The 22,090-nt window shown below is 63.0% G+C and carries 21 protein-coding genes and 1 pseudogene; 9 read left to right on the forward strand and 13 right to left on the reverse strand.

What is annotated here, in order from left to right; all coding sequences use genetic code 11:
• Positions 1-427, reverse strand: a 427-nt coding sequence (locus B3P22_RS05805; protein WP_296270317.1) for a thiopurine S-methyltransferase, incomplete at its 3' end; no start/stop codon positions are given.
• Between the two features lie 105 nt (positions 428-532).
• On the opposite strand from B3P22_RS05805, the gene B3P22_RS05810 reads away from it, so the two are divergent.
• Entirely contained in the window at positions 533-1,300 is a 768-nt protein-coding gene (locus B3P22_RS05810; RefSeq protein WP_296270330.1) for a DODA-type extradiol aromatic ring-opening family dioxygenase, read from the forward strand.
• Here the strand turns inward: B3P22_RS05810 and B3P22_RS05815 are convergent.
• Positions 1,297-1,881, reverse strand: coding sequence for a TetR/AcrR family transcriptional regulator (locus B3P22_RS05815; RefSeq protein ID WP_296270318.1), 585 nt, complete (start codon positions 1,879-1,881; stop codon positions 1,297-1,299). The two genes, B3P22_RS05810 and B3P22_RS05815, sit on opposite strands and share 4 nt — an antisense overlap.
• A gap of 103 nt (positions 1,882-1,984) precedes the next feature.
• Here B3P22_RS05815 and B3P22_RS05820 point away from each other — a divergent pair, with 103 nt between their 5' ends.
• Positions 1,985-2,422 carry a hotdog fold domain-containing protein gene (locus tag B3P22_RS05820; RefSeq protein WP_296270319.1) on the forward strand — a complete coding sequence of 146 codons (438 nt, stop codon included), beginning with the start codon at positions 1,985-1,987 and terminating at the stop codon, positions 2,420-2,422.
• 39 nt (positions 2,423-2,461) lie between these two features.
• On the opposite strand, the pseudogene B3P22_RS05825 reads toward B3P22_RS05820, so the two are convergent.
• Both B3P22_RS05825 and sohB read right to left on the reverse strand, forming a co-directional pair.
• Positions 2,462-3,452, reverse strand: a pseudogene (locus B3P22_RS05825) (YhdH/YhfP family quinone oxidoreductase).
• Positions 3,453-3,521: 69 nt separating this feature from the next.
• Positions 3,522-4,541 carry a protease SohB gene (gene sohB, locus B3P22_RS05830; RefSeq protein WP_296270320.1) on the reverse strand — a complete coding sequence of 340 codons (1,020 nt, stop codon included), beginning with the start codon at positions 4,539-4,541 and terminating at the stop codon, positions 3,522-3,524.
• A gap of 199 nt (positions 4,542-4,740) precedes the next feature.
• Between sohB and B3P22_RS05835 the strand changes: the two genes are divergently transcribed.
• The 4 genes from B3P22_RS05835 to B3P22_RS05850 all read left to right on the forward strand — a co-directional run bounded on the left by B3P22_RS05835 (position 4,741) and on the right by B3P22_RS05850 (position 7,889).
• A complete protein-coding gene (locus B3P22_RS05835; protein WP_296270321.1) occupies positions 4,741-5,439 on the forward strand; it encodes a histidine phosphatase family protein in 699 nt (232 codons plus the stop codon).
• A 57-nt stretch (positions 5,440-5,496) separates the two neighbouring features.
• Positions 5,497-5,808, forward strand: coding sequence for an SCP2 sterol-binding domain-containing protein (locus B3P22_RS05840; protein WP_003459932.1), 312 nt, complete (start codon positions 5,497-5,499; stop codon positions 5,806-5,808).
• 229 nt (positions 5,809-6,037) lie between these two features.
• Entirely contained in the window at positions 6,038-7,105 is a 1,068-nt protein-coding gene (locus B3P22_RS05845) for a phosphotransferase family protein (RefSeq protein WP_296270322.1), read from the forward strand.
• A 16-nt stretch (positions 7,106-7,121) separates the two neighbouring features.
• Entirely contained in the window at positions 7,122-7,889 is a 768-nt protein-coding gene (locus tag B3P22_RS05850) for an SDR family oxidoreductase (protein WP_115297534.1), read from the forward strand.
• 347 nt (positions 7,890-8,236) lie between these two features.
• On the opposite strand, the gene B3P22_RS05855 is transcribed toward B3P22_RS05850, so the two are convergent.
• On the reverse strand, positions 8,237-8,884 hold the full coding sequence (locus tag B3P22_RS05855) for a hypothetical protein (RefSeq protein ID WP_275544898.1): 648 nt from the start codon (positions 8,882-8,884) through the stop codon (positions 8,237-8,239).
• Between the two features lie 102 nt (positions 8,885-8,986).
• On the opposite strand from B3P22_RS05855, the gene B3P22_RS05860 reads away from it, so the two are divergent.
• Complete coding sequence (locus B3P22_RS05860) at positions 8,987-9,766, forward strand: TSUP family transporter (protein ID WP_296270323.1); 780 nt, start codon at positions 8,987-8,989, stop codon at positions 9,764-9,766.
• A gap of 92 nt (positions 9,767-9,858) precedes the next feature.
• Here B3P22_RS05860 and nudC read toward each other — a convergent pair whose 3' ends face one another.
• From nudC to B3P22_RS05895, 7 genes are all read right to left on the reverse strand, one after another.
• On the reverse strand, positions 9,859-10,683 hold the full coding sequence (nudC, locus tag B3P22_RS05865) for an NAD(+) diphosphatase (protein WP_296270324.1): 825 nt from the start codon (positions 10,681-10,683) through the stop codon (positions 9,859-9,861).
• Positions 10,683-12,362 (reverse strand): ferrous iron transporter B, encoded by a 1,680-nt coding sequence (locus B3P22_RS05870; protein WP_296270325.1) that lies wholly within the window; start codon positions 12,360-12,362, stop codon positions 10,683-10,685. The genes nudC and B3P22_RS05870 overlap by 1 nt, the downstream gene beginning before the upstream one ends.
• Positions 12,363-12,399: 37 nt before the next feature.
• Positions 12,400-13,212: a crotonase/enoyl-CoA hydratase family protein gene (locus B3P22_RS05875; RefSeq protein WP_275544894.1), complete on the reverse strand. Its 813-nt coding sequence runs from the start codon at positions 13,210-13,212 to the stop codon at positions 12,400-12,402.
• Between the two features lie 203 nt (positions 13,213-13,415).
• Positions 13,416-15,659, reverse strand: coding sequence for an Orn/Lys/Arg decarboxylase N-terminal domain-containing protein (locus B3P22_RS05880; protein ID WP_296270326.1), 2,244 nt, complete (start codon positions 15,657-15,659; stop codon positions 13,416-13,418).
• Positions 15,660-15,780: 121 nt separating this feature from the next.
• Positions 15,781-16,536, reverse strand: coding sequence for a DNA polymerase III subunit epsilon (gene dnaQ / locus B3P22_RS05885; protein WP_197856393.1), 756 nt, complete (start codon positions 16,534-16,536; stop codon positions 15,781-15,783).
• 63 nt (positions 16,537-16,599) lie between these two features.
• Positions 16,600-17,052: a ribonuclease HI gene (gene rnhA, locus B3P22_RS05890; RefSeq protein ID WP_197856392.1), complete on the reverse strand. Its 453-nt coding sequence runs from the start codon at positions 17,050-17,052 to the stop codon at positions 16,600-16,602.
• 42 nt (positions 17,053-17,094) lie between these two features.
• A complete protein-coding gene (locus B3P22_RS05895; protein WP_197856391.1) occupies positions 17,095-17,853 on the reverse strand; it encodes a class I SAM-dependent methyltransferase in 759 nt (252 codons plus the stop codon).
• 72 nt (positions 17,854-17,925) lie between these two features.
• Between B3P22_RS05895 and gloB the strand changes: the two genes are divergently transcribed.
• Complete coding sequence (gene gloB, locus B3P22_RS05900) at positions 17,926-18,699, forward strand: hydroxyacylglutathione hydrolase (RefSeq protein WP_296270327.1); 774 nt, start codon at positions 17,926-17,928, stop codon at positions 18,697-18,699.
• Positions 18,700-18,868: 169 nt separating this feature from the next.
• A complete protein-coding gene (locus tag B3P22_RS05905) occupies positions 18,869-20,443 on the forward strand; it encodes a LysM peptidoglycan-binding domain-containing protein (protein WP_296270328.1) in 1,575 nt (524 codons plus the stop codon).
• Here the strand turns inward: B3P22_RS05905 and B3P22_RS05910 are convergent, their stop codons facing one another.
• The gene (locus B3P22_RS05910; protein WP_419096417.1) at positions 20,444-21,865 is read right to left on the reverse strand and encodes an HDOD domain-containing protein; all 1,422 of its coding nucleotides are present in this window, start codon (positions 21,863-21,865) and stop codon (positions 20,444-20,446) included.
• Positions 21,866-22,090: the final 225 nt, after the last annotated feature.

The raw sequence follows: 22,090 nt of genomic DNA on the forward strand, positions 1-22,090 counted from the left end.
CCTGGAGGTCGGGGACATCGTGCTCGCGCATTTGTGGCGGCAGGGCGATCAGTGCGTCGCGAGCGTAAAAGGCCTGGTAATCGGCGACGTCATCGGTGCTCAGTGCGAAGAAGTCGCCGCAAAGAACCTCCATCTTACCCGCCTGATAAACCGTGAATGCACCGCGCTGCGATACCTGCGGCTGCACCTCGCGCTCGGCGAAGAAATCCTCTACCGCCCGCTCGGCCAGCTCGACGCCAATCACCCTGTGGCCCTGCTCCGCGAGCCAGGCCAGGTCCAGGCTCTTGCCACACAGCGGCACCAGGACTGCCGCATCGCTGGCCAAGCCAAGCGTGGACCAATGGCGACGCAGATAGCCGTTGACCTTCTCTTGATGGAAACCGATTTGGCTACGCGCCCATCGATCCTGCCAGAACGCTTCGTGCATGGATCAAACCTCCATTGATTCGATAGGAATGCTCAACTATTTATGCTGGAAGTCGATAGATCCAGCAACGAACATGGCAACATCCTAATTCAGGAGCTGATCGCCATGTTGCCCTCGCTGTTCATTTCCCACGGCTCGCCCATGCTGGCATTGGAGCCGGGCGCCAGTGGCCCGGCCCTGGCCAAACTGGCCGCTGAGCTGCCGAGGCCTAAGACCGTTCTAGTGGTGTCGGCGCACTGGGAAAGCCAGCACCTGCTGCTGACCGCTGGCGAGCAACCGCAAACCTGGCACGACTTCGGTGGCTTTCCGGCCCGTCTCTATGCGTTGCAGTATCCAGCGCCCGGAGCGCCGCAACTGGCCGGCGATATCGCCCGGCAATTGAACGAGGCCGGGCTGCCGGCCGAGCTCGATACGCAGCGCCCGTTCGACCATGGCGCCTGGGTGCCGCTGTCGCTGATGTATCCGCACGCCGACATTCCCGTGCTGCAGTTGTCGCTGCCCAGCCACGCGGGCCCTGAACTGCAGACCCGTATCGGGCGGGCGCTGGCCAGTCTGCGTGAGCAAGGCATCCTGCTGATCGGCTCCGGCAGCATCACTCACAACCTGGGCGAACTGAACTGGCGCGCCGGCCCAGACGTCATCACGCCCTGGGCCAAGGAATTTCGCGACTGGGTGGTGGAAAAGCTTGAAGCGAACGATGAACAGGCCTTGCACCAGTATCGTCGCCTGGCACCGAATGCCGTACGCAATCACCCCAGTGAAGAGCACCTGCTGCCGCTGTTCTTCGCCCGCGGTGCTGGCGGCACCTTTTCCGTGGCGCACAGTGGTTTCACCTATGGTGCGCTGGGTATGGATATCTATCGCTTCGACTAACCGCTGCTTTTCACGCTGTCCCAGGCGATCTGCGCCAGTAGCTCGCGGCAATCTACCAGCTCACTTTGGGTGCGGCCAGCCAACCAGTTGCGCGCCAGATCCTGGGTGGGCCCAATCACCACCGAGGCGAAACAGTCATCCGGCAGTGCCTTGAACAGCCCCTGCAGACGGTACTCGGCGAGCGCCGAGAGAATCTGCGCAAAATGTTGGCGATTGGCTTCGCGCAGGGCATCACCCATCTCCCCGGCTTCGACCCGGCTGCGACTGTGCAGGATAAAGCGCGCCCAATCCGGATTGGCCACCACCCAGTCGATATAGCTGGTCACCAGCAGCTTGACGCAGGCTTCGGCGCTGGCTGCGTCGGCGAAACCGCGCTGCAGCAGCTCGGCGTACTGCGCAGTGCCGGCCAGATAGAGTGCGGCGATGATCCGCTCCTTGTTGCCGAAGTGGTGATACAGGCTACCGATGCTCGCGCCAGAACGGTCACGAATCATCTCGATAGTGGTGACGTCGACGCCATGCTCGGTGAAACAGGCCAGCGCAGCCTGAAGGATCTCGTCTTTGCGTGATGGACGGGCCATGCCGCTCTCCATGACTAGAATATTTTTCTAGAATAAATTTCTAATTTTCGTATACTGCCTCGGTGCGCGCTCATCTTCAATCGCCAATACGCAGGAGAGAGTCATGAGTCAGATGTTGCAGATGTTCCAGCAGGCCGGCGCTGTTCAGTTCAGCGCGATGATCGGTCAAGTCGCCCCCTATTTCGCCAGCATCGCACCGCAGATGGTCGAACTGCGCCCAGGCTATGCCGAGGTGCATTTCGCCAAGCGCCGTGAGGTGCTGAATCATATCGGCACAGTACATGCCATCGCCCTGTGCAATGCCGCCGAGCTCGCCGCCGGCAGCATGACCGACGCTTCCATTCCTGCCGGGTGCCGCTGGATTCCCAAGGGCATGACGGTCGAGTACCTGGCCAAGGCCGATGGCGATATCCGCACGGTGGCCGACGGCAGTGGTGTGGATTGGGGTCAGACTGGCGACATCAAGGTGCCGGTGATGACGTACGTCGGTGACAAGCCGGTATTCCGTGCGGAAATCACCATGCACGTCAGCCAGGCCTGAAAATGCAAAGGCCCGTCGTCGACGGGCCTCGCTCAGTACTCAGTCGAGCCGCACCAGGATGCGCCCGACCATGCCGCCAGCCAATATGCGCTCGATGGCCTCGGGCAATTCCGCCAACCCGACTTCCCGGCACAGCGGCGAAAGATTGAGTTTCCACTGCAGCGACAGCTTGTCCCACATCGATGCCTTGACCACCAGCGGCAGCTCCACCGAGTCCACGCCCAGCAGGTTGACCCCGCGTAGGATGAACGGCAGCACACTGGCCTGGAAGCCGACCCCCGCGGTCAACCCGCAGCACGCCACGCTACCGCTGTGGCGCAGCGACTTGACCACGTTGAACAGAATGTCGCCGCCCACCGTATCCACCGCAGCCGCCCAGCGCTCCTTGAGCATCGGCCGCNNCGCTGCCCTGCTGCAGCTCTTCACGACTGATGATTTCCTCAGCACCCAGGCCGCGCAGGAACTCAGCCTGTTCGGCCTTGCCGGTCGCGGCGGCGACGCGATAGCCCAACTGCTTGAGCAGCACCACGGCAATGCTGCCGACACCGCCCGTGGCGCCGGTGACCAATACGGTTCCGGCCTCGGGCGTGACGCCCGCCTGCTCCAGCTTGTCCACGCACAGTGCAGCGGTCAGCCCGGCAGTACCGAGGATCATCGCCTCGCGCAGCGGCAGGCCTTGCGGGCGCTTGATCGCCCAGGCCGCCGGCACGCGGATGTACTGGCCGAAGCCGCCTGCGGTGTTCATGCCCAGGTCGTAGCCGGTGACGATGACCTCATCACCAACGGCGAACTCGGCCACGCTGGAAGCCTCGACTACGCCCGCTGCGTCGATGCCGGGCGTATGCGGATACGCCTTGGTCACGCCACGATTGCCACTGGCGGACAGCGCATCCTTGTAGTTCAGCGATGAATAGCGCACACGGATCAGCAACTCGCCTTGCGGCAGTTGCTCGACGTTGCGCTGAACGACTTCACGCTGGAAGCTGCCGTCGGTGCCTTCACTGACCAGCAAGGCCTTGAACTCGGTCATCACCCTCTCCTCTTGTCGTGGTTCGCTGCGCAGCGCGAGTCGGCCGCGCAACCCGTCCTGAACGAAGCGTTACCAGAAGCGCTGCTGGTTGAGCCGGCTCAACCAGGTCAGCACGAAGCGATCCAGCGCCATGCTCGCGGCCAGCCCGACACGCTCCTGCAGGCTCTTTTTCTGAGCAAAGTGCAGGTGGAACAGTTCAGCTTCGGCGGCACGTTCGGCCAGGTACTGGTCGCTGGTCTTGAGCTCGTCTACCAGCAGACGCTCCTGCGCAGCCATGCCCAGCCAGACCTCGCCAGTGGCGATGGCGTCGATGTCCAGCTGCGGGCGGTAACGGGCGACGAAGCCCTTGAACAGCTCGTGCGTGGTTTCCAGGTCTTCCTGGAATTTCTCCCGGCCCTTTTCGGTGTTCTCGCCGAACACGGTCAGGGTGCGCTTGTATTCACCAGCTGTCAGCACTTCGAAATCGATTTCGTGTTTCTTCAGCAAACGATGCACGTTGGGCAGCTGCGCCACCACACCGATGGAGCCGAGAATGGCGAATGGCGCGCTGAGAATCTTCTGGCCGATGCAGGCCATCATGTAACCACCGCTGGCGGCCACCTTGTCTACACATACGGTCAGCGGGATGCCGGCGTCGCGAATGCGCACCAGCTGGGACGACGCCAGACCGTAGCTGTGCACCATGCCGCCGCCGCTTTCCAGGCGTAGCACCACTTCATCTTCGGCCTTGGCCATGGACAGCAGCGCAGTCACTTCATGGCGCAGGTTGTCGGTAGCCGAAGCCTTGATGTCGCCATCGAAATCCAGCACGAACACGCGCGATTTGCTCGGCGGTGCTTTCTTGTCCTGCTTGGCGGCCTTGGCCTGCGCCTTGCGCGTGGCCTTGAGCTGATCCTTGGGCAGCACGCTCTGTTCCAAGCGCTCGCGCAGGTCCCTGTAAAAATCATTGAGCTTGTGCACCTGCAGCTGGCCGCCTGCGCGCCGCCCTCGGCCACGGGTGGCGGCGATGGCCACCAGCACCACGACGATGGCGACCACCAGGGTCAGGGTTTTCGCCAGAAAGCTGGCGTACTCGCTAAGAAACTCCACGGATCCCCCTCGGACATTGCAGTAGCGCCTGGGCGCACGAAGGCTCAAGCATACCGGCGCAGCGCCTCGGCGGCCAAGCGCGTCAGCGCTGCGGAAAGGCCACACGAGCAATTCAAACAAGCGTATGTTTTTTCGTTGACAGCCCCCGAGCTTCCTCATAACCTCGCGAAACATTCAACGCGCCGGGATCGATACGGACGTGGGCAGCATCTATCTGATTCGACATGGCCAGGCCTCATTCGGTGCAGACGACTACGATGTCCTGTCTCCTGTCGGCGTGCGCCAGGCCGAAGTGCTGGGCGAACATCTCGAACGCCTCGGCATCACCTTCGATCGCTGCGTCAGCGGCAGCCTGCGCCGCCAGCAACACACGGCCGACGCGGCGCTGCAACGCATGAGCAGCCCGCCGGCATTGGATATCGACGAAGCCTTCAACGAATTCGATGCCGATGCGGTGATTCGCACCCTGCTGCCGGATTTGCTGCCGGAAGAACCCGAAGCCCTGCACATCCTGCGCAATGGCGCGCAGAACCGCGCCGAGTTCCAGCGCCTGTTCGCCAGGTTGATCGGCCGCTGGATTTCCGGTGAGCATGACAAGCCCGGCCTGCAAAGCTGGCAGGCTTACGTCGAGCAGGTCGAAGGCGGCCTGCGGCGTATCCTCGAGCAGGCAGGCAGCAAACAGAACATCGCCGTGTTCACTTCCGGCGGCACCATCACCGCCCTGCTCCGCCTCATCACCGGCGTGCCTTCGGCAAAGGCCTTCGAACTGAATTGGCAAATCGTCAATACCTCGCTCAGCCAGCTGAAATTCCGCGGCCACGAGGTGAGTCTGGCTTCCTTCAACAGCCATGTGCATTTACAGCTGCTGAAGGCGCCGGAGCTCATCACCTATCGATGAGCTCCAGCCCACTGCGGCCGCGAGGCTGCGCGAAAAAACCGAAAAAAGGATAAGACCATGAGTGTTGCTGACATCGCCCAAACCATGCAATCCAAGTTCAACGCCAGCGCCGCTGCAGGCCTGGATCTGGTGTTCCAGTTCAACATCGAAGATGGCGAGAACTACGCGCTGATCGTCAAGGACGGCACCTGCGCCCTCGAGCAAGGCGACAACCCGAACGCCAATGTGACCCTGATCATGGACAGCGAAACCCTCAAAGGCATCGTCAGCGGCGAAACTGACGGCATGCAGGCCTTCATGGCCGGCAAGCTGCGCGCCGAAGGCGACATGATGCTGGCGATGAAGCTGGGCGAGCTGTTCCCGGTCTGATTGGCGAGCTGATCGCATCTACAAAAAACCGGAGTCCTGGCACTCCGGTTTTTTTTGCCCTGCGCATTGCTGACAGCCCCGCTCCAGCAGGCTGAAAGTGACTGATCAGGCAGCTTGATTGTGGTGCAACACGCCCGCCTATATCGGCGCGTATTGCTTGTGACGGCTTGGGTGCAGCATTAGATTAACCAATTATCTAGGGCACCCATCATAAGTAGAAGGGATAAGTATGGCGCTCACCGACCAATCCACCCGCATCCGCACAGGCGAAGAGCTCGACGCCAGCGTCATCGATAGTTACCTGAAGGCCAACATTCCCGGCCTGAGCGGCGAAGCGAAGATCAGCCAGTTTCCCGGTGGCGCGTCAAACCTGACCTACCTGATCGAGTATCCGCAGCAGGAGTTCGTGCTGCGCCGCCCGCCGTTCGGCCACAAGGCCAAGTCCGCTCATGACATGGGCCGCGAATACCGCATTCTCAATCAGCTCAACGCCGGTTTCCCCTACTGCCCTAAGGCCTACGTGCATTGCACCGACGAGTCGGTGATCGGTGCCGAGTTCTACGTCATGGAACGGGTCAAGGGCATCATCCTGCGCTCGGACATGCCGCCCGAGCTGAACTTCAGCGCCGAGCAGACTACCGCGCTGTGCAAGAGCTTCATCGACAAACTGGTGGAATTGCACAACGTCGATTATAACGCCTGCGGCCTGGGCGATCTGGGCAAGCCCGAGGGCTATGTCGAGCGCCAGATCAGAGGCTGGAGCGACCGCTACGAGAAGGCTCTGACCCCGGATGCGCCGACCTGGGAGCAGGTCAGGGCCTGGCTGAACGACAAGCTACCGGCCGACCACCACAAGCCAGGCATCGTGCACAACGACTACCGCTTCGACAACGTGATCCTCGACCCGAACAACCCGATGCAGATCATCGGCGTGCTCGACTGGGAGATGACCACCATCGGCGATCCGCTGATGGACCTGGGCAATACCCTGGCCTACTGGATCGAGGCCGGCGATCCGGCACCGGTACAGCTGATGCGCCGCCAGCCGAGCAACGCACCGGGCATGCTCACGCGCCAGCAGTTCGTTGACTACTACGCCGAGAAAGCCGGCATCAAGATCGACAACTTCGACTTCTACTACACCTACGGCCTGTTCCGCCTGGCCGGCATCGTCCAGCAGATCTATTACCGCTTCTATCACGGCCAGACCCAGGACAAGCGCTTCGCTCAGTTCATTCACATGAACAAGCTGCTGGAGCAGATGTGCCTGCAGGTCATCGGCAAATCCACTCTCTAACCCCGGGGTAATCACAATGTCCAAGACCCAACTGTTCGACCTTGATGGCAAGATCGCCTTCGTCTCCGGCGCCAGCCGCGGCATCGGCGAGGCCATCGCCAAGCTGCTGGCCCAGCAAGGCGCGCACGTGATCGTCTCCAGCCGCAAGATCGACGGCTGCCAGGCCGTGGCCGATGCCATCACCGCCGAGGGCGGCAAGGCCACCGCCATCGCCTGTCACATCGGCGAGATGGAGCAGATCACCAATGTCTTCGCGCAGATCCGCGAGCAGTTCGGCCGCCTGGACATTCTGGTCAACAACGCCGCCACCAACCCGCAGTTCTGCAACGTGCTGGACACCGATCTGGGCGCCTTCCAGAAGACCGTCGACGTGAACATCCGCGGCTATTACTTCATGTCCATCGAAGGCGGCAAGCTGATGAAGGAAAACGGCGGCGGCTCGATCATCAACGTCGCCTCGATCAACGGCGTCTCCCCGGGCGAGTTCCAAGGCATCTACTCGGTGACCAAGGCGGCGGTGATCAGCATGACCAAGGTATTCGCCAAGGAATGCGCGCAGTTCGGCATTCGCTGCAACGCTCTGCTGCCAGGCCTGACCGACACCAAGTTCGCCTCGGCGCTGACCAAGAACGACGCCATCCTCAAGCACGCCCTGCAGCGCATCCCACTCAAGCGCGTGGCCGACCCCAGCGAAATGGCCGGTACGGTGTTGTACCTGGCCAGCGACGCCTCCAGCTACACCACCGGCGTGGCGCTGAACGTGGATGGCGGCTTCCTCTCCTGAGGCCGGATGACACAGGCGACAAGGTATTAAGTCGGTTAATGCCCGTCAGCTAGAGAAAGCCGCGACCGCGTTGCAGGATCGCGGCTTTTTTGCTTGATAGAGGTGAACGCTGACAGTTTTCGCGGAGAAGTCCGCTCCCACAAGAGCAACTGTGCCAGTCGCGTTCACGCTGATCGCCCGTGGGAGCGGACTCGTCCGCGAAGCTTTTTTTTACCCCTAAGGCCGGCTACAAAGATGGCATCCGCCCTGCTGCCCTCACCGCCGCTACCGGCTTTGTAGGGTGGGCTTCAGCCCACCAATCACTCTGTGGGCTAAAGCCCACCCTATATCTACCTGCCTGCTGGCCGCTACCAGTCCTTCAACGCTGCTTCCGCCGCCGGATTCATCGGCTCGGCCAGCAACCCGGTTGGTGTAAGGCTGACGCTGTACACCGCGTCGGCGGCGATCGGCAGGTAGGTCACGCGTAGCGCCTGCGGGTCGAACAGCAGCAGGTCGCGCTGGTTCAGGCGCAGCCAGCGCCACAGGTCGACACCATAGGGGCTTTCGGCCAACTGCACGCGGCCATGTTGCGCCAGCGCCTGCTGTTCGATGGCGAGAAAACGCCCGGACAGGCGCTCGAGACGGTAACCCGGCTCGAGACCGATCAGTTCGGCCAGGCCTTTCCAGCGGATCAAGCGGCCATCGAGTTGCCACATGTCGCCCTCGAGCGTGACCGTACGCTCACGGCTACCTTCGAGCAGCGTCACCTGATAACGCTGCGGACCATCGGCCTTGAAGCTCAGCGTGACCAATGGCTTGCCCACCTGCAGCGGCTCATACGCATACAGGTCGTAGGCCACCAGGCCGACCAGCCCGGCCAGGGCGAGAAATGCCAGACCACAGGTGCCACGCAACCAACCGAGGAACCAGCCCGTATTGAGCAGAATGCGCAATGCCACCAGCAGCGCCAACACGGCCAACAGCGCCACGGCCCAGGCCAACCCGTCGTATTGCATTGATTGCGTTCCTTCTCTGACGAAATCCCGGCATTATGCGCAGCTCTCTCCACGACGAACAGCCAGCAGGCTGCGCACTCGCCCACAAGTCGACACTTTGATATGCCTTTCGCCCTCGAGCTCGCCATCGATCCCAGCACACTCGCCATTCTCGCCCTGGTCGCCTTCGCCGCCGGCTTTATCGACGCCATTGCCGGTGGCGGCGGTCTGCTGACCATCCCCGCCCTGCTGACCGCCGGCCTGCCGCCGCACCTGGTGCTGGGCACCAACAAGCTGTGTGCTACCTTCGGCTCGGGCACCGCTGCCCTGACCTTCTACCGGCGCAAGCTGTTCGACCCTGGGCAATGGCGCAACGCACTGCTGGCGACCCTGATCGGCGCCCTGCTCGGCGCCGTCATCGCCCACTGGATGCCGGCTGCCTGGCTCAACCAGATGCTGCCGGTGATCGTCTTCGCTTGCGGCATCTACCTGCTGTTCGGCCGCATGCCGGAAGCGCCAGCCGAGCACGATCTGCCGATCGCCCGCGGCCGGCAGTGGCCGCAGGGGCTGGGCCTGGGACTCTACGATGGCGTGGCTGGCCCTGGCACCGGCGCGTTCTGGACGGTCAGCAGCCTGCTGATGTATCCGCTCGATCTGGTGCGCGCCAGCGGTGTGGCGCGCACCATGAACTTTGTCAGCAACGCCGCGGCGCTGGCGGTATTCATCGCCTTTGGCCAGGTGGCCTGGGTGCTGGGCCTGAGCATGGGAGCGGCGCTGATGGTCGGTGCCTTCCTCGGCGCGCGCACGGCGATCAAGGGCGGCTCGAAGTTCATTCGCCCGGTGTTCATCACCGTGGTGCTGGCGCTGACTGCACGCCTGGTCTGGCAGCACTGGTTTGGCTGATCCGGCGGACTATCCAGGATCCTGTAGGAGCGGCTTCAGCCGCGAAACGGTCGGCGAGATTCGCGGCTGAAGCCGCTCCTACATAAGGCGCTTTACACCGACAGCGTCGGCTCGGGCAGGCCCAGGCGCCTGGCGACGTAGAGATCGATCAGATGGCGGGCGATGGAGCGCGATGCCGGCAGCGGCGGCAGGTCATCGACACGGAACCAGCGCGCGTCCTCGATTTCGTCTTCCTGCATGACGATATCGCCACCGGCATATTCGGCATGGAAGCCGAGCATCAGCGAATGCGGGAACGGCCAGCCCTGGCTGCCGATGTAGTGCAGGTTCTTCACCTCGAGGCCGACTTCCTCGCGCACCTCGCGTGCCACGCAATGCTCCACCGATTCGCCCGGCTCGACGAAGCCGGCCAGCGTGCTGTACACGCCGGTCACGAAGCGCGGCGAGCGCGCCAGGAGGATCTCGTCGCCACGGGTGACCAGCACGATCATGCTCGGCGCCAAGCGCGGGTAGTGCTGCGACTCGCAGCTGTCGCAGCGCATCGCCCGCTCTCCGGGAAGCTGGCGAGTCGGCGCCCCGCAGCTGCCACAAAAACGGTGGTCGGCGTACCAGGTGCCGATCTGCGCGGCATACGTAAGCATGCGGAAAGTTTCCGCCTCGCCCTGCAACATGAACTGGCGCAGGCTCTGCCAGGTGCAGCCTTCCAGCGTGGCCGAGGGCTTGAGCTGCAGAAGGTAAACGGCATCCTCGCCAAAATGGCCGATGCCCTGCTCACCGATGATCGGCAGATCCTGGCGCTTGATCCAGTCGCGCGGGAACAGCACGCCGTTGCTGTCGGCAAGAAAGTGCTGCTGGCTGTAGAGCACTGCCCAGCCGCCGGGCTGAGCCGGATCGAGAAAGGCGTTGCGCCAGACCATCAGGCGGCCACCGGCATGCCCAGCGCCTTGACGCTGTCTTCAGCCAGGTCGAGCACGCTGGGACGGGTTTCCGGACGCATCACCGCGCCCGCTTCCAGGTAATACTCCAGGCTGCTGAGCGCGTCGGCCAGGGTTTCCAGCATCTGCTCCGAGGGCATCTGCCCCGATTCGAGCATGCGCGTCTGGATATAGTCGGCGCAGGCGCCGACCAGCATCGCTGCACGGCGCTGCTCGAGGAACCACAGGCCGCCGCGTACCGCCTGCAGGCTGAACGGCACATTGGACAGGTGCATCTTGTCGCCGCCCGACTCCAGATAAGCCGTGATGGCGCGCTTGGCGAGGGCCAGGCCGGCCTGCGCTTCATCGACCACGACGATACGGGCCTCGTTGAGCTGGTGGCTGGCGAAGGAATCGGCCTCGTTGCCGGGCTCGACGGCAGTTGGCCGGCTTTCGCGCCCTTCGCCACGCTCCAGACTGGCGACCATGCCTTCGACGTAAAGCACCGCATCGGCCAGCTTGTGCAACTGCTCAGGTGCGGGCGGCGAGTCTTCGCTCCAGGCGGCGACTTGCGGCAGCTGCGCGTTGAGCGAGTTACCGGCGGAGCTCAGGCCGACCATGCCGAGGGTCTTGGCCAATTTGCCCAGCAACGCATGCAGCGTCCCCAGGGTTTCGCCTTGCAAGGTGCCGCGCTCGAGCAGATCGAGCATGTCCTTGACGCTGGCCAGCTCTTCGCGGATCGCCGTGGACAGCGAACGCATCACCGCCTGGCCGGGGCCGGCCAGGCGCTGGTATTCCTCTTCCAGCAGGTGGTCGGTAAACGGCAGCGGCGTGAGGCCGAACACCTCGCGCATGGCAGTAGCCAGCGGCCCGTGACTGTCGGCCAGCGCGACCAGGTACAGCAATTCCTTGAGCAGGCTGCGCGGCGCCTCGTACTGGGAGTTGCCGAGCATCAGCTTGAGTTCGCGGTCGAGTCGCGAGAACAGCTGCTTGCGCGCCTTGCGTGGCAACAGTTGACCGTCGCACTGCGCTTCGATGGCGGCCGCGCCGATCCAGCACATGCGCCCGCGCGGCTCGTTGGCGAACAGGCTGTCCAGACGCGCCATGGCGCGCACCATCAGCTTGAGACTGGCCTGCGGATTCTGCTCGCGGATGAAGCCGAGCAAACCCACCTGATACATATGCCGCATACGCTTGCCTTCGGCGAGTTTGGCGGCGCCATCGAGCGGCTGGGTCGCACTGTGCGGCCGTGCATGATCCAGGCGCACGCTGAAGAAGAAACTCTCCGGCAGCGGCTGTTGCGCGCCTGCCTGACGCAAATCGTTGATCGCCGGCAGCAGCAGCTCGGGCATTTCCTGCCGATGGGCATCAACGCTTTCCAGATAGCGGCGCAGCACGTGCAGCGCATTACTCAGCGCGGCCAGCTGTACGTCGCGCTCCTCGCCGGCACCGGCGGGGATGTCGGTGGCCTGATCGAGCACTTCCTGCGCCAGCAGCTCGGCGCCGGCCAGTTCGATCAGGTTGAGCGTACCGCGCACCTGATGCAGGCTCTCCACCGCCTGTTGCAGCAGACTGCCGTTATGCCGCTCGGCGATGAAGTGTTCAAGGCTCTGCTCGGCCTCTTCCATGGTGACGAACAGCTCGTCGCGCACCAGGTTCAGCGATGTAGCTCCACTTACCATGCTCTAGGCCTCGCAACGAACATCAGCGAATACGGCATCAGTCGACGAACTCCGGCTTCTGCTTGGTCATGTGCGCCGCCATGGCCAGGCGCAGGTCTTCGGATTGCAGCATGGCGGCGTTCCAGGTGGCGATGTATTCCAGGCCATCGTCGACGCGGTGGTCGCGCATGTAGCGAATCATTTCCTTGGTACCGCGCACGGCAATCGGCGACTTGGCAGCGATCTGCCCGGCCAGTTCCATCACACCGGCGAGCAAGCCTTCCTGGTCGTCGTAGGTACGGTTGACCAGGCCAATACGGGCCGCCTCGTGACCGTCGATGCTGCGCCCGGTATAGGCCAGCTCACGCATCATGCCGTCGCCGATGATGCGCGGCAGGCGCTGCAGGGTGCCGACGTCGGCGGCCATGCCCATGTCGATTTCCTTGATCGAGAACTGCGCATCGACCGTGCAGTAACGCATGTCACAGGCGCTGATCAGGTCGATGGCGCCGCCGATGCAGTAACCCTGGATGGCCGCCAGCACCGGCTTGCGGCAATTGTCGACCGCGTTGAACGAGGCTTGCAGCTCGAGAATCTTGCGGCGTAGCGCCGTGGCATTGCGACCGACATCCTTGCCCAACTGGGCGCCAACCGAGGCCAGCAGCATCAGGTCGATACCCGACGAGAAGTGTTTGCCCGCGCCGGAAAGCACCACCACGCGCACCGCATCGTTGTCATCGACCCACTGGAAGATCTCGATGATCTCGCGCCAGAAGTCGGCATTCATCGCGTTGATCTTGTCCGGGCGGTTGATCTGTACGTGGGCGATCTTGCCCACCAGCTCGACGCGGAAGGCTTGGTAGTCGGACATGGCAGGCATCCTTGGCCGCGGCTTGGCAGCGCAGTAATTATTTTGTGATTAATAACCGAGCAACTATAACAAGCACGGCATAAAAGTCGATGCTTGCCACTGTGACGCAGGGCACGCCCCAGCACGTTAGCAACTGCTTTGAATGACAGAGATAAGGGATTGATCTGTCGAGGATCTTGCGCCTCGACAGATCCGCACACGCTTTATTCGACCAGGCAGTCCACGCAGTACTCGCCCGTTTCGGTTTGCAGGCCGTGCACATCGATATCGAAACCCGGAAACGCCTGATCGAAGGTCCTGGCGAACGCCAGGTAATCGAGAATCGAGCGCGTGGCGGCGGTAAAGCGCTCACCCGGCATGATCAGCGGAATGCCCGGCGGGTAAGGCACCAGCATCACCGCGGCGATACGTCCCTGCAACTGGTCGATGGGCACCGCCTCCACCTCGCCGCGCACCAGGCGGTCGTAGGCATCGGCAGGCTTGATCGCCAGCTCCGGCAACGCCGTGTACATGCTCCTCAGCGCCTTGGCCGTGGCATTTTCGCGATAGCAGCCATGCAACGCGTCGCACAGGTCACGCAGGCCCATGCCCTGATAGTGCCCGCCGCCAGCGTGGGCAATGGAGGGCAATACGTCGATCAGCGGCAGATTGGCGTCGTAGCTGCGCTTGAACTCCAGCAGCTCGGTCAGCAGCGTGCTCCACTTGCCCTTGGTGATGCCCATGGAGAACAGCACCAGGAAGGAGTACAGACCGGTCTTTTCCACCACCAGGCCACGCTCCCAGAGAAACTTGCTGACCACCGCGGCGGGAATGCCCTGCTGCTCCAGCCTGCCGGCGGCATTGAGGCCGGGCATCACCAGGGTGACCTTGATCGGATCGAGCAGCACGTAATCGCTGGCCACTTCGCCAAAGCCATGCCAGTCGGCGTCCGGCTGCAACACCCAGTCCGCGGTCGACAGGCTGTCGGCGCCGTCCGCCTCGCCCGGTTGCCAGATGCTGAACCACCAGTCCTCGGCTTCGAGGTTGCGCCGTACGTTGGCCAGGGCGCGACGGAAGCTCAGCGCCTCGTCGAAGGTCTCCTGAATCAGCGAGCGCCCGGCCGGGCCTTCCATCATGGCCGAGGCTACGTCCAGCGAGGCGATGATGCCGTACTGCGGCGAGGTGGAAATGTGCATCATGAAGGCTTCGTTGAAGCGGTCGCGGTCCAGCTGGCGCTGGCTACCATCCTGCACGTGAATCATCGAAGCCTGGCTGAAGGCCGCCAGCAGCTTGTGCGTGGAATGGGTGGTGAATACCAGCGGCGAATGCTCGTCGCACTGCGTACCCATGCCATAACGGCCGGCGTAGAACTCATGGAATGCCGCGTAGGCATACCAGGCTTCATCGAAATGCAGCACCTCGACCGAGTCGCCAAGGGCCTGCTTGACCATCTCGGCGTTGTAGCAGAGCCCGTCATAGGTAGAGTTGGTCACCACCGCCAGCTTGACCTTGGGCGCCCGACCGCGGGCCAGCGGGCTGGCATCGATCTTGGCCTGGATCGATTCGCGGCTGAACTCCGACAGCGGAATCGGCCCGATGATGCCCAGTTCGTTACGATCGGGACACAGATAGAGCGGGATCGCGCCGGTCATGATGATCGAGTGCAGAATCGATTTGTGGCAGTTGCGGTCCACCAGCACCAGATCATCGCGCCCGACCATGGAATGCCAGACGATCTTGTTCGCCGTCGAAGTGCCATTGATCACGAAGAAGGTGTGGTCGGCGCCGAAATTACGCGCCGCACGAGCTTCGGCCTCGGCCAGCGGGCCGGTATGGTCGAGCAGCGAGCCCAGCTCCGGTACCGACACGGACAGATCGGAACGCAGCGTGTTCTCGCCAAAGAACTGGTGAAACGCCTGGCCCACCGGACTCTTGCGATAGGCCACGCCACCGCCGTGTCCCGGCGTGTGCCAGGAGTAGTTGGACTGCGCGGTGTGCTGCACCAGCGCCTTGAAGAACGGCGGCAACAGACCGTCGAGATAGTTGTGCGCCGCGCGCGCCACCTGCCGGGCCAGGAAGGACACGGTGTCTTCGTACAGATAGAGAATACCGCGCAGGTGGTTGAGATCGGCCATGGCCTCGGCCGGCGCATTCTCGATGGTGACCTGCTCGCCCAGGGCGAAGATCGGCAGCTGCGGCGCCCGCACCCTAGCCACGCGAATCAGCTCGACCATGTCCTGCAGCAGCCGGCTGTTCTCCCCCGCGCCCTCGGCAGCCACCAGAATGCAGGCCAGGCCATGGTGGGTTGAGGCGACGATACGCCCCTCGGCGGCACTGGCCGTGGGCAGGATGCTGAAACCGTCCTGGGTGAGTTCCTGAGCGATGGCGCGCACACGATCACCGGCCACGGTGTCGGCCTTGATGTCGCGGTGCACGATTAGGACGGGGAACTTGAGATCTTTATACATTGTGACGTCCTGAAGGCTGGCAGGCCGGACCTGCCCATCGCTTCAGGTTAGAGGCTCGCCCTGATCGGCGGAACCCCCTGCGCATCACGCTATAAGAAAAGGTCGCAATTGCGCTGTTCGGTTATTCAGGCGCTTCCATCTGCGCCCAAAGCGAGGGGCCGCCAGCGGCTTTCTCGATGACGGCCAGACGCGCCAGATGCGCCGCCAGCTCTTCCTCGCTGGCGCGGATCACGCGAGTACGCGGGCGCGCAGGGTCAAGGCGGCGGATCGGCGTGGCTTGCTGACGCCCGCTGCCATCGCCATCAGCACCCTCTCCCGCCAGCGACAGATTGGTCTGCCCGCCAGTCATCGCCAGGTAGACGTCGGCGAGGATCTCCGAGTCGAGCAAGGCTCCGTGCAGTTCGCGGTTGGAGTTGTCGACGCCGTAGCGCTTGCACAGCGCATCGAGGCTGTTGCGCTGGCCTGGATGACGTTCGCGCGCCATCATCAGGGTATCGAGCACCGAGCAGTAATCGCTGACGTCGGCGCGCTCGCTCTGCCCCAGCAGGGCGAACTCGTTGTTGATGAAGCCGACGTCGAACGCCGCGTTATGGATGATCAGCTGGGCGCCCTTGATGAACTCGTAGAATTCATCGGCGACTTCCTTGAACCGCGGCTTGTCGGCCACGTACTCGTTGGTGATGCCGTGAACCGCGATGGCGCCTTCATCGATCTCGCGATCAGGGTTGAGGTAGACGTGGAAATGACGCCCGGTCAGACGACGCCCCAGCAACTCGACACAACCGATCTCGATGATGCGGTGCCCGTCGGTGACCGGCATACCGGTGGTTTCGGTATCCAGCACCACGTAGCGCTTGACGGTGTTCTCGGTTGTCACGCCTTGCCTCTCTCATCTATTCGGGTTGTCGCACATTCAGCGCGGCATATTAACTCATGTGGCTTAGCGCGCCGAACGCACCTCGTCGACCCCGCGATTGGCCAACTGGTCCGCCCGCTCGTTGCCGGGGTGGCCGGTATGGCCGCGCACCCACTGCCAGCTCACCTGATGACGATTCACTTCCTCGTCCAGCTTCTGCCAGAGGTCGGCATTTTTCACCGGCTCTTTGGCGGCAGTCTTCCAGCCGCGCTTCTTCCAGTTCGGCAGCCATTCCTGGATGCCCTTCATCACGTACTGCGAGTCGGTCACCAGCTTGACCGAGCAGGGCCGCGTCAGTGCGATCAGGCCGGCAATCGCCGCCATCAGTTCCATGCGGTTGTTGGTAGTGCTCGGGTCGCCGCCCCACAATTCCTTTTCCACACCTTTATAGACCAGCAACGCCCCCCAGCCTCCGGGGCCAGGGTTGCCCTTGCAGGCGCCGTCGGTGTAGATCACCACTTCATCGGTTTCGGACATTCATAAGCTCTGTTACAGAATTGACGGGCCGGGGCATGGCCTTCAGTTGTCGACGTCACGCCGGCTGACCTTGGCCACTGGCATTGGCAGCAACTTGCCCATCGGCTCGCGGCGCGATTGCCGCAAGGGGCGCAAGCCGACCACCAGTTTGCGCGCCACCAACAGGTAGAAACCGGCCCCAGGCAACTGCCAGGCGTCCCCCCAACCCTCCATTCGCCGCAGGCGCATTTGCCAGGCCAGCGAAGCGAGCGGCGGACGATAGCACCCGAAGCGCCGTTTCTCCAACGCGAAACCCAGCAAGCTCAACCAGTCACCGACGCGGCTCGGCGCGATGCAACGCGCCCTGGCCAAACCGTCCTGAGCGAACAGCCTGCGCACGCCCCAGGTACTCCAGGGATGGATGCCCAGAATCAACAGATGCCCGCCAGGCCTGACGCTGCGGGCCGCTTCACGCAACAGCCCATGCGGCGACAGGCTGAAATCGAGGCCGTGCTGCAGCACCACCACATCGGCAGCGTGCTCGCCCAGAGGCCAGGATTGTTCCTCGCAGACGATCTGCACCCCGGGCATCGGAGCGCCGAGGCGCACGTTGTGCTGAATCTGCCCGGCCTCGGGCGGGCCTTCGGCGCCGGGCCCGTAACTCACCAGATACCCGCCAAAGAAACGTGCCAGCTCTTGCTCCAGCAAGCGCCGTTCTTCTTCGAGTAGCAGTTGCCCCAGTGGCCCGGCAAGCCAGTCGCGCGCCTCGCCGATGAGCTTGAGCCACTCCGGGTCGGCCTGGGCGAATGCCTGATCAGTCATCGCTGCCTCCGCATGACAGGTTCTGCATGTCGTGTCTAAGATGCACCTTTATCACCAGCTTAGCGACCCGCAATGATTCAGATCGACGCGCTGCCCGCCTTCAACGACAACTATATCTGGCTGCTGCAGGATGCCGACACCAGGCGCTGCGCCGTGGTCGATCCCGGTGATGCAGCGCCGGTGCAGGCATGGCTGCAGGCTCATCCGGATTGGCAGCTCAGCGATACCCTGATCACCCATCATCACTTCGATCATGTCGGCGGCGTCGAGACGCTGAAGAACGCCAGCGGCGCACGTGTCGCCGGCCCGGCCGCGGAGAAGATCCCGGCCTGCGACCTCGACCTGAGCGACAACGATGAGATCGAGGTGCTCGGCCTGCGCTTCCAGGTCATGGCCGTGCCGGGCCACACCCTCGGCCACATTGCCTACTACCAGGCGCAGCAGAATTTGCTGTTCTGCGGCGATACGCTGTTCGCTGGCGGTTGCGGTCGCCTGTTCGAAGGTACGCCACAGCAAATGCACCAGTCACTGAGCCGCCTCGCTGCCCTGCCCGCCAATACCCAGGTGTATTGCACCCATGAATACACCCTGAGCAACCTGCGCTTCGCCCATGCAGTCGAGCCGGACAATACGCGCCTGAGCGAACGCCTGGCCGAAGTGACTCGCTGGCGTGAAGAAGGCCGTATCAGCCTGCCATCGAACATCGAACTGGAGCTGGCGACCAACCCCTTCCTGCGCACCGGCGAACCTTCGATCATCGCTGCGGCAAAAGGACGCGAGAGCGGACAATCGAGCGAGCCGAGCGCCGTATTCGCCTGTCTGCGCGCCTGGAAAGACAGCTTCTGATCCCTGCAAAGACCCGGCGATGATGTCGCCGGCTCACTTTTCGAACATCGCTCGCGGCATCGCCGTGCCAACCTGAATGCAGGTCACAAAAGGCTGGCGAAAACTTGACCACCCCCGCTTCGGTTCCTAGAATCGCCCGACCTTTTCGCCGGGACAGCCCCCTCACCCAATGCCTGCATCATCACCTAAACCATTGAAATTAAAGGCATTGGTGCGAAGCTCTCGAGCGCTCGCGGTGATGTGCAGCCTGATCCTGGCCGGCTGTCAGAGCCTACCCAGCGACTCGCCGGATCGCTCTACCGACACCTCCCGGGCCGTGGGCTTGCAGCCTGAGCCCGAGTGGCTCGACAGCGAAGTCAAACCGCACGAATACAGCGATATCTGGGATCGGGTGCGCGACGGTTTCAAGCTGCAGGATGAAATCGGCATCAACCCACGTATCGAACGCGTGCGTCTGTGGTACGCCAGCAACCCGAAGCACGTCGACACCGTCAGCGAGCGCAGCGCGCCTTATATTCACTACATCGTCGAGCGCCTAGCCGAACGCGACATGCCGATGGAGCTGGCGCTGCTGCCAGTGATCGAAAGCGCCTACGACCCACAGGCCTACTCCTCGGCCCACGCCGTCGGCCTCTGGCAATTCATTCCGTCCACCGGCCGCCACTTCAACCTGCGTCAGACCAATTGGTACGACGGCCGCCGTGATGTCACCGCCTCGACCGAAGCCGCACTCAACTATCTGAGCCGCCTGCACGAAATGTTCAATGGCGACTGGCTGCTCGCCCTGGCGGCCTACAATGCCGGCGAAGGTCGTGTCAGCCGCGCGATCGAGCGCAACGAGAAGCTCGGCCTGCCCAGCGACTACTGGAACCTGTCGCTGCCCAAGGAAACCGAGGACTACGTGCCCAAGCTACTGGCGCTGTCGCAGGTGATCCTGACGCCCGAAGCCTTCGGCGTGAGTCTGTCACCGATAGCCAACGAGCCCTACTTCGAACAGATCGCCATCAAGCAACACATGGATCTGGCCCGCGTCGCCAAACTGGCTGACCTGGACGAGCAGCAACTGCTGCAGCTCAACCCCGCCTACAAGCGCGGCATCACCCTCGACGGCCCGCAGCACCTGCTGGTACCGACCGAAAAAGCCGAGCTGCTCAGCGCCAACCTGGCTCTGATGAAGCCGCAGGAACTGATCGATTGGCAGAGCTACAGCGTACGCTCCGGCGACAGCCTGCACGCCATCGCCAACCGTCATCACCTGTCGGTGAAAATAATCAAGGACGTCAACCGTCTGAGCAGCAACAACCTGAGAATCGGCCAGGTGCTGACCATTCCCGCCAAGCCCGGCAGTATGCCGAACGAGCCGCTGTACCAGCAGCGCAACGTTGCGCAAAGCGCTGCCAGCCGCACCTATCGGGTGAAGAATGGCGACAACCTGTGGCAGATCGCGCGCAGCAATCAGGTGGCTGTGCATGACCTCAAGCGCTGGAACAAGCTGCAAGGCAATCAGTTGAAAGTCGGCCAGATGCTCACTCTGGAAGCCGCTGACAGCTCCCCTCAGGTTGCCGCCACTACGCGCAGCAGCACCAGCTCGCGGGACAAGGCCACCTACTATCGCGTACAGAGTGGCGACTCGCTGTACGAGATCGCCAAACGCTTCAAGATTGATCTCAAACGCCTGCAGGCCTGGAACCCTCGCAGCAGCACGCTGCGTCCCGGGCAGATGTTGACCCTCTATCTGCCCTGATCAGCGCTTGCTGATGGCCTCCAGGCAGCGCCCCGTCAACTGGGTGAAGCGCTGAAAGGCGACGAACTGCTCATGTCGTAGCGCTCGCCCGGAAAGCCTACTGTCGGCGTACAGCACGCCGATCTCCCGCGTGCCGGCGATGATCGGGGCGATGAAGAACATGCCATTGCCCAGGCTGCGCCGAATAGGCTGGGTCACCAGCTCGGCGAGGTTGTAGCTGGCAGGCACACCCATCCAGATCGCTTCACGATGGCGCAGCGCATAACTAAAGATATGCGGCTGCTCTGCCTGCTCGGCCGGCAGCACGAAATCCTGCAGCCATTGCTCGCTCTTGTCGCCAATCACGCGCTTGGCGCGAAAGCGGCTTTGCCCTTCGGCCAGCACCGTGAGCATCACCCGCTCCAGACCAGCGCCACGGTGCAAGCCCTTGAGCAGGGTATCGAGCACCAGGCCGACATCGGCCCGGGCGCTGATCATCAGCCCCAGGTCCTGCAATGCCTGCTGCATCACCAGCAGGTCGGGCTGCAGCAGACGCGCCTTGCGTTCTTCCTGCTGCAGGCGGATCTGCTCGGGATCGGTATTGGGAATAAGCCGGCACAGCTTGCTGGCGCCAAAGGTCGAGGCCACCTTGACCGCTTCCTCGGCACTGGCCAGCACCTGCTGCAGGGCGTCCTCGGCGCTGAGGTCGACGAATGCGGCCATCTTTGCCAGCACCGCCTCCATCTCCGGCGACTCCCAGCCCTGCAGCGCGGCCTCGCTGATACGCACGCCCAGCTGCACGGCGTACGCCGCCGGGTCGTGCTGGTTGGTGCCGGCATGGGCCAAGCTCACGGTCTCACCCAGGTTCCAGCTTTTCACCAGCCCCTGGGTGAGTTGCCGGAAGCTGGTGCCGAGCACCTCGCGCACCACCTCCTCGACCTCGACTCCGGGCTGCGCCAGGGCTGCGGCCAGCTCGTCCGCCTGCTCGCCGCCACAGCCCCAGAATGCCAGCTCGCCCAGATGATGGAGCAAGGCGGCGATGAACACTTCCTCGGCATGCCTGGAGAGCACGTAGCCGGCAATGTTGCGCGCCTGCACGGCGGCGTGAAAGGAGCGTGCGAGCAACTCTTGCAGTTGCTCGCGCGGGGCGCGCGTGAGCAAGCCGTCGATCAGGCTCACCGACAAGCCGATCAGGCGCACGTTGTCGAAGCCGATCAGCACGATGGCCCGCGAGATGGTCTTGATGGTTTCCTGGGACGGGTTGTAGTAGACGCTGTTGCCGACCCGCAGCACCTTGCTGGTCAGCGCTGCATCACGCAGCAATACCTCGGCCAGTTGCTGCACCGAGGCAGAATCCTGCTGCGCGAGGCGTTGCAGATCCTGCACCACGGCAGCCAGTGCGGGCAGTTCTGCTTGGTTCAGGCGATCGATCCATGACTGCAAACCATGGCTTCGTTCCGACAATTTCGTACCCTCATGGCGTGTCCGTGAAGTGTATGCCAAAGTGCCGCTACTGCTCACCCGCCACGGCGCTCTTTTTCCTGCCCAGACAAGCTGTTACTGTACGGCCCCAGAAGCCCAAACGCCGCCAAGGATCGGATCTCACGCCCGATGCGTCCCCTCCTCCTGCTGTTCCTCAGCCTGGCCTTGAGCTTTCCCGCCTCTGCG

Source organism: Pseudomonas sp. UBA6323, from assembly GCF_002439135.1.
In the GTDB taxonomy this organism is placed as follows: Bacteria; Pseudomonadota; Gammaproteobacteria; order Pseudomonadales; family Pseudomonadaceae; genus Aquipseudomonas.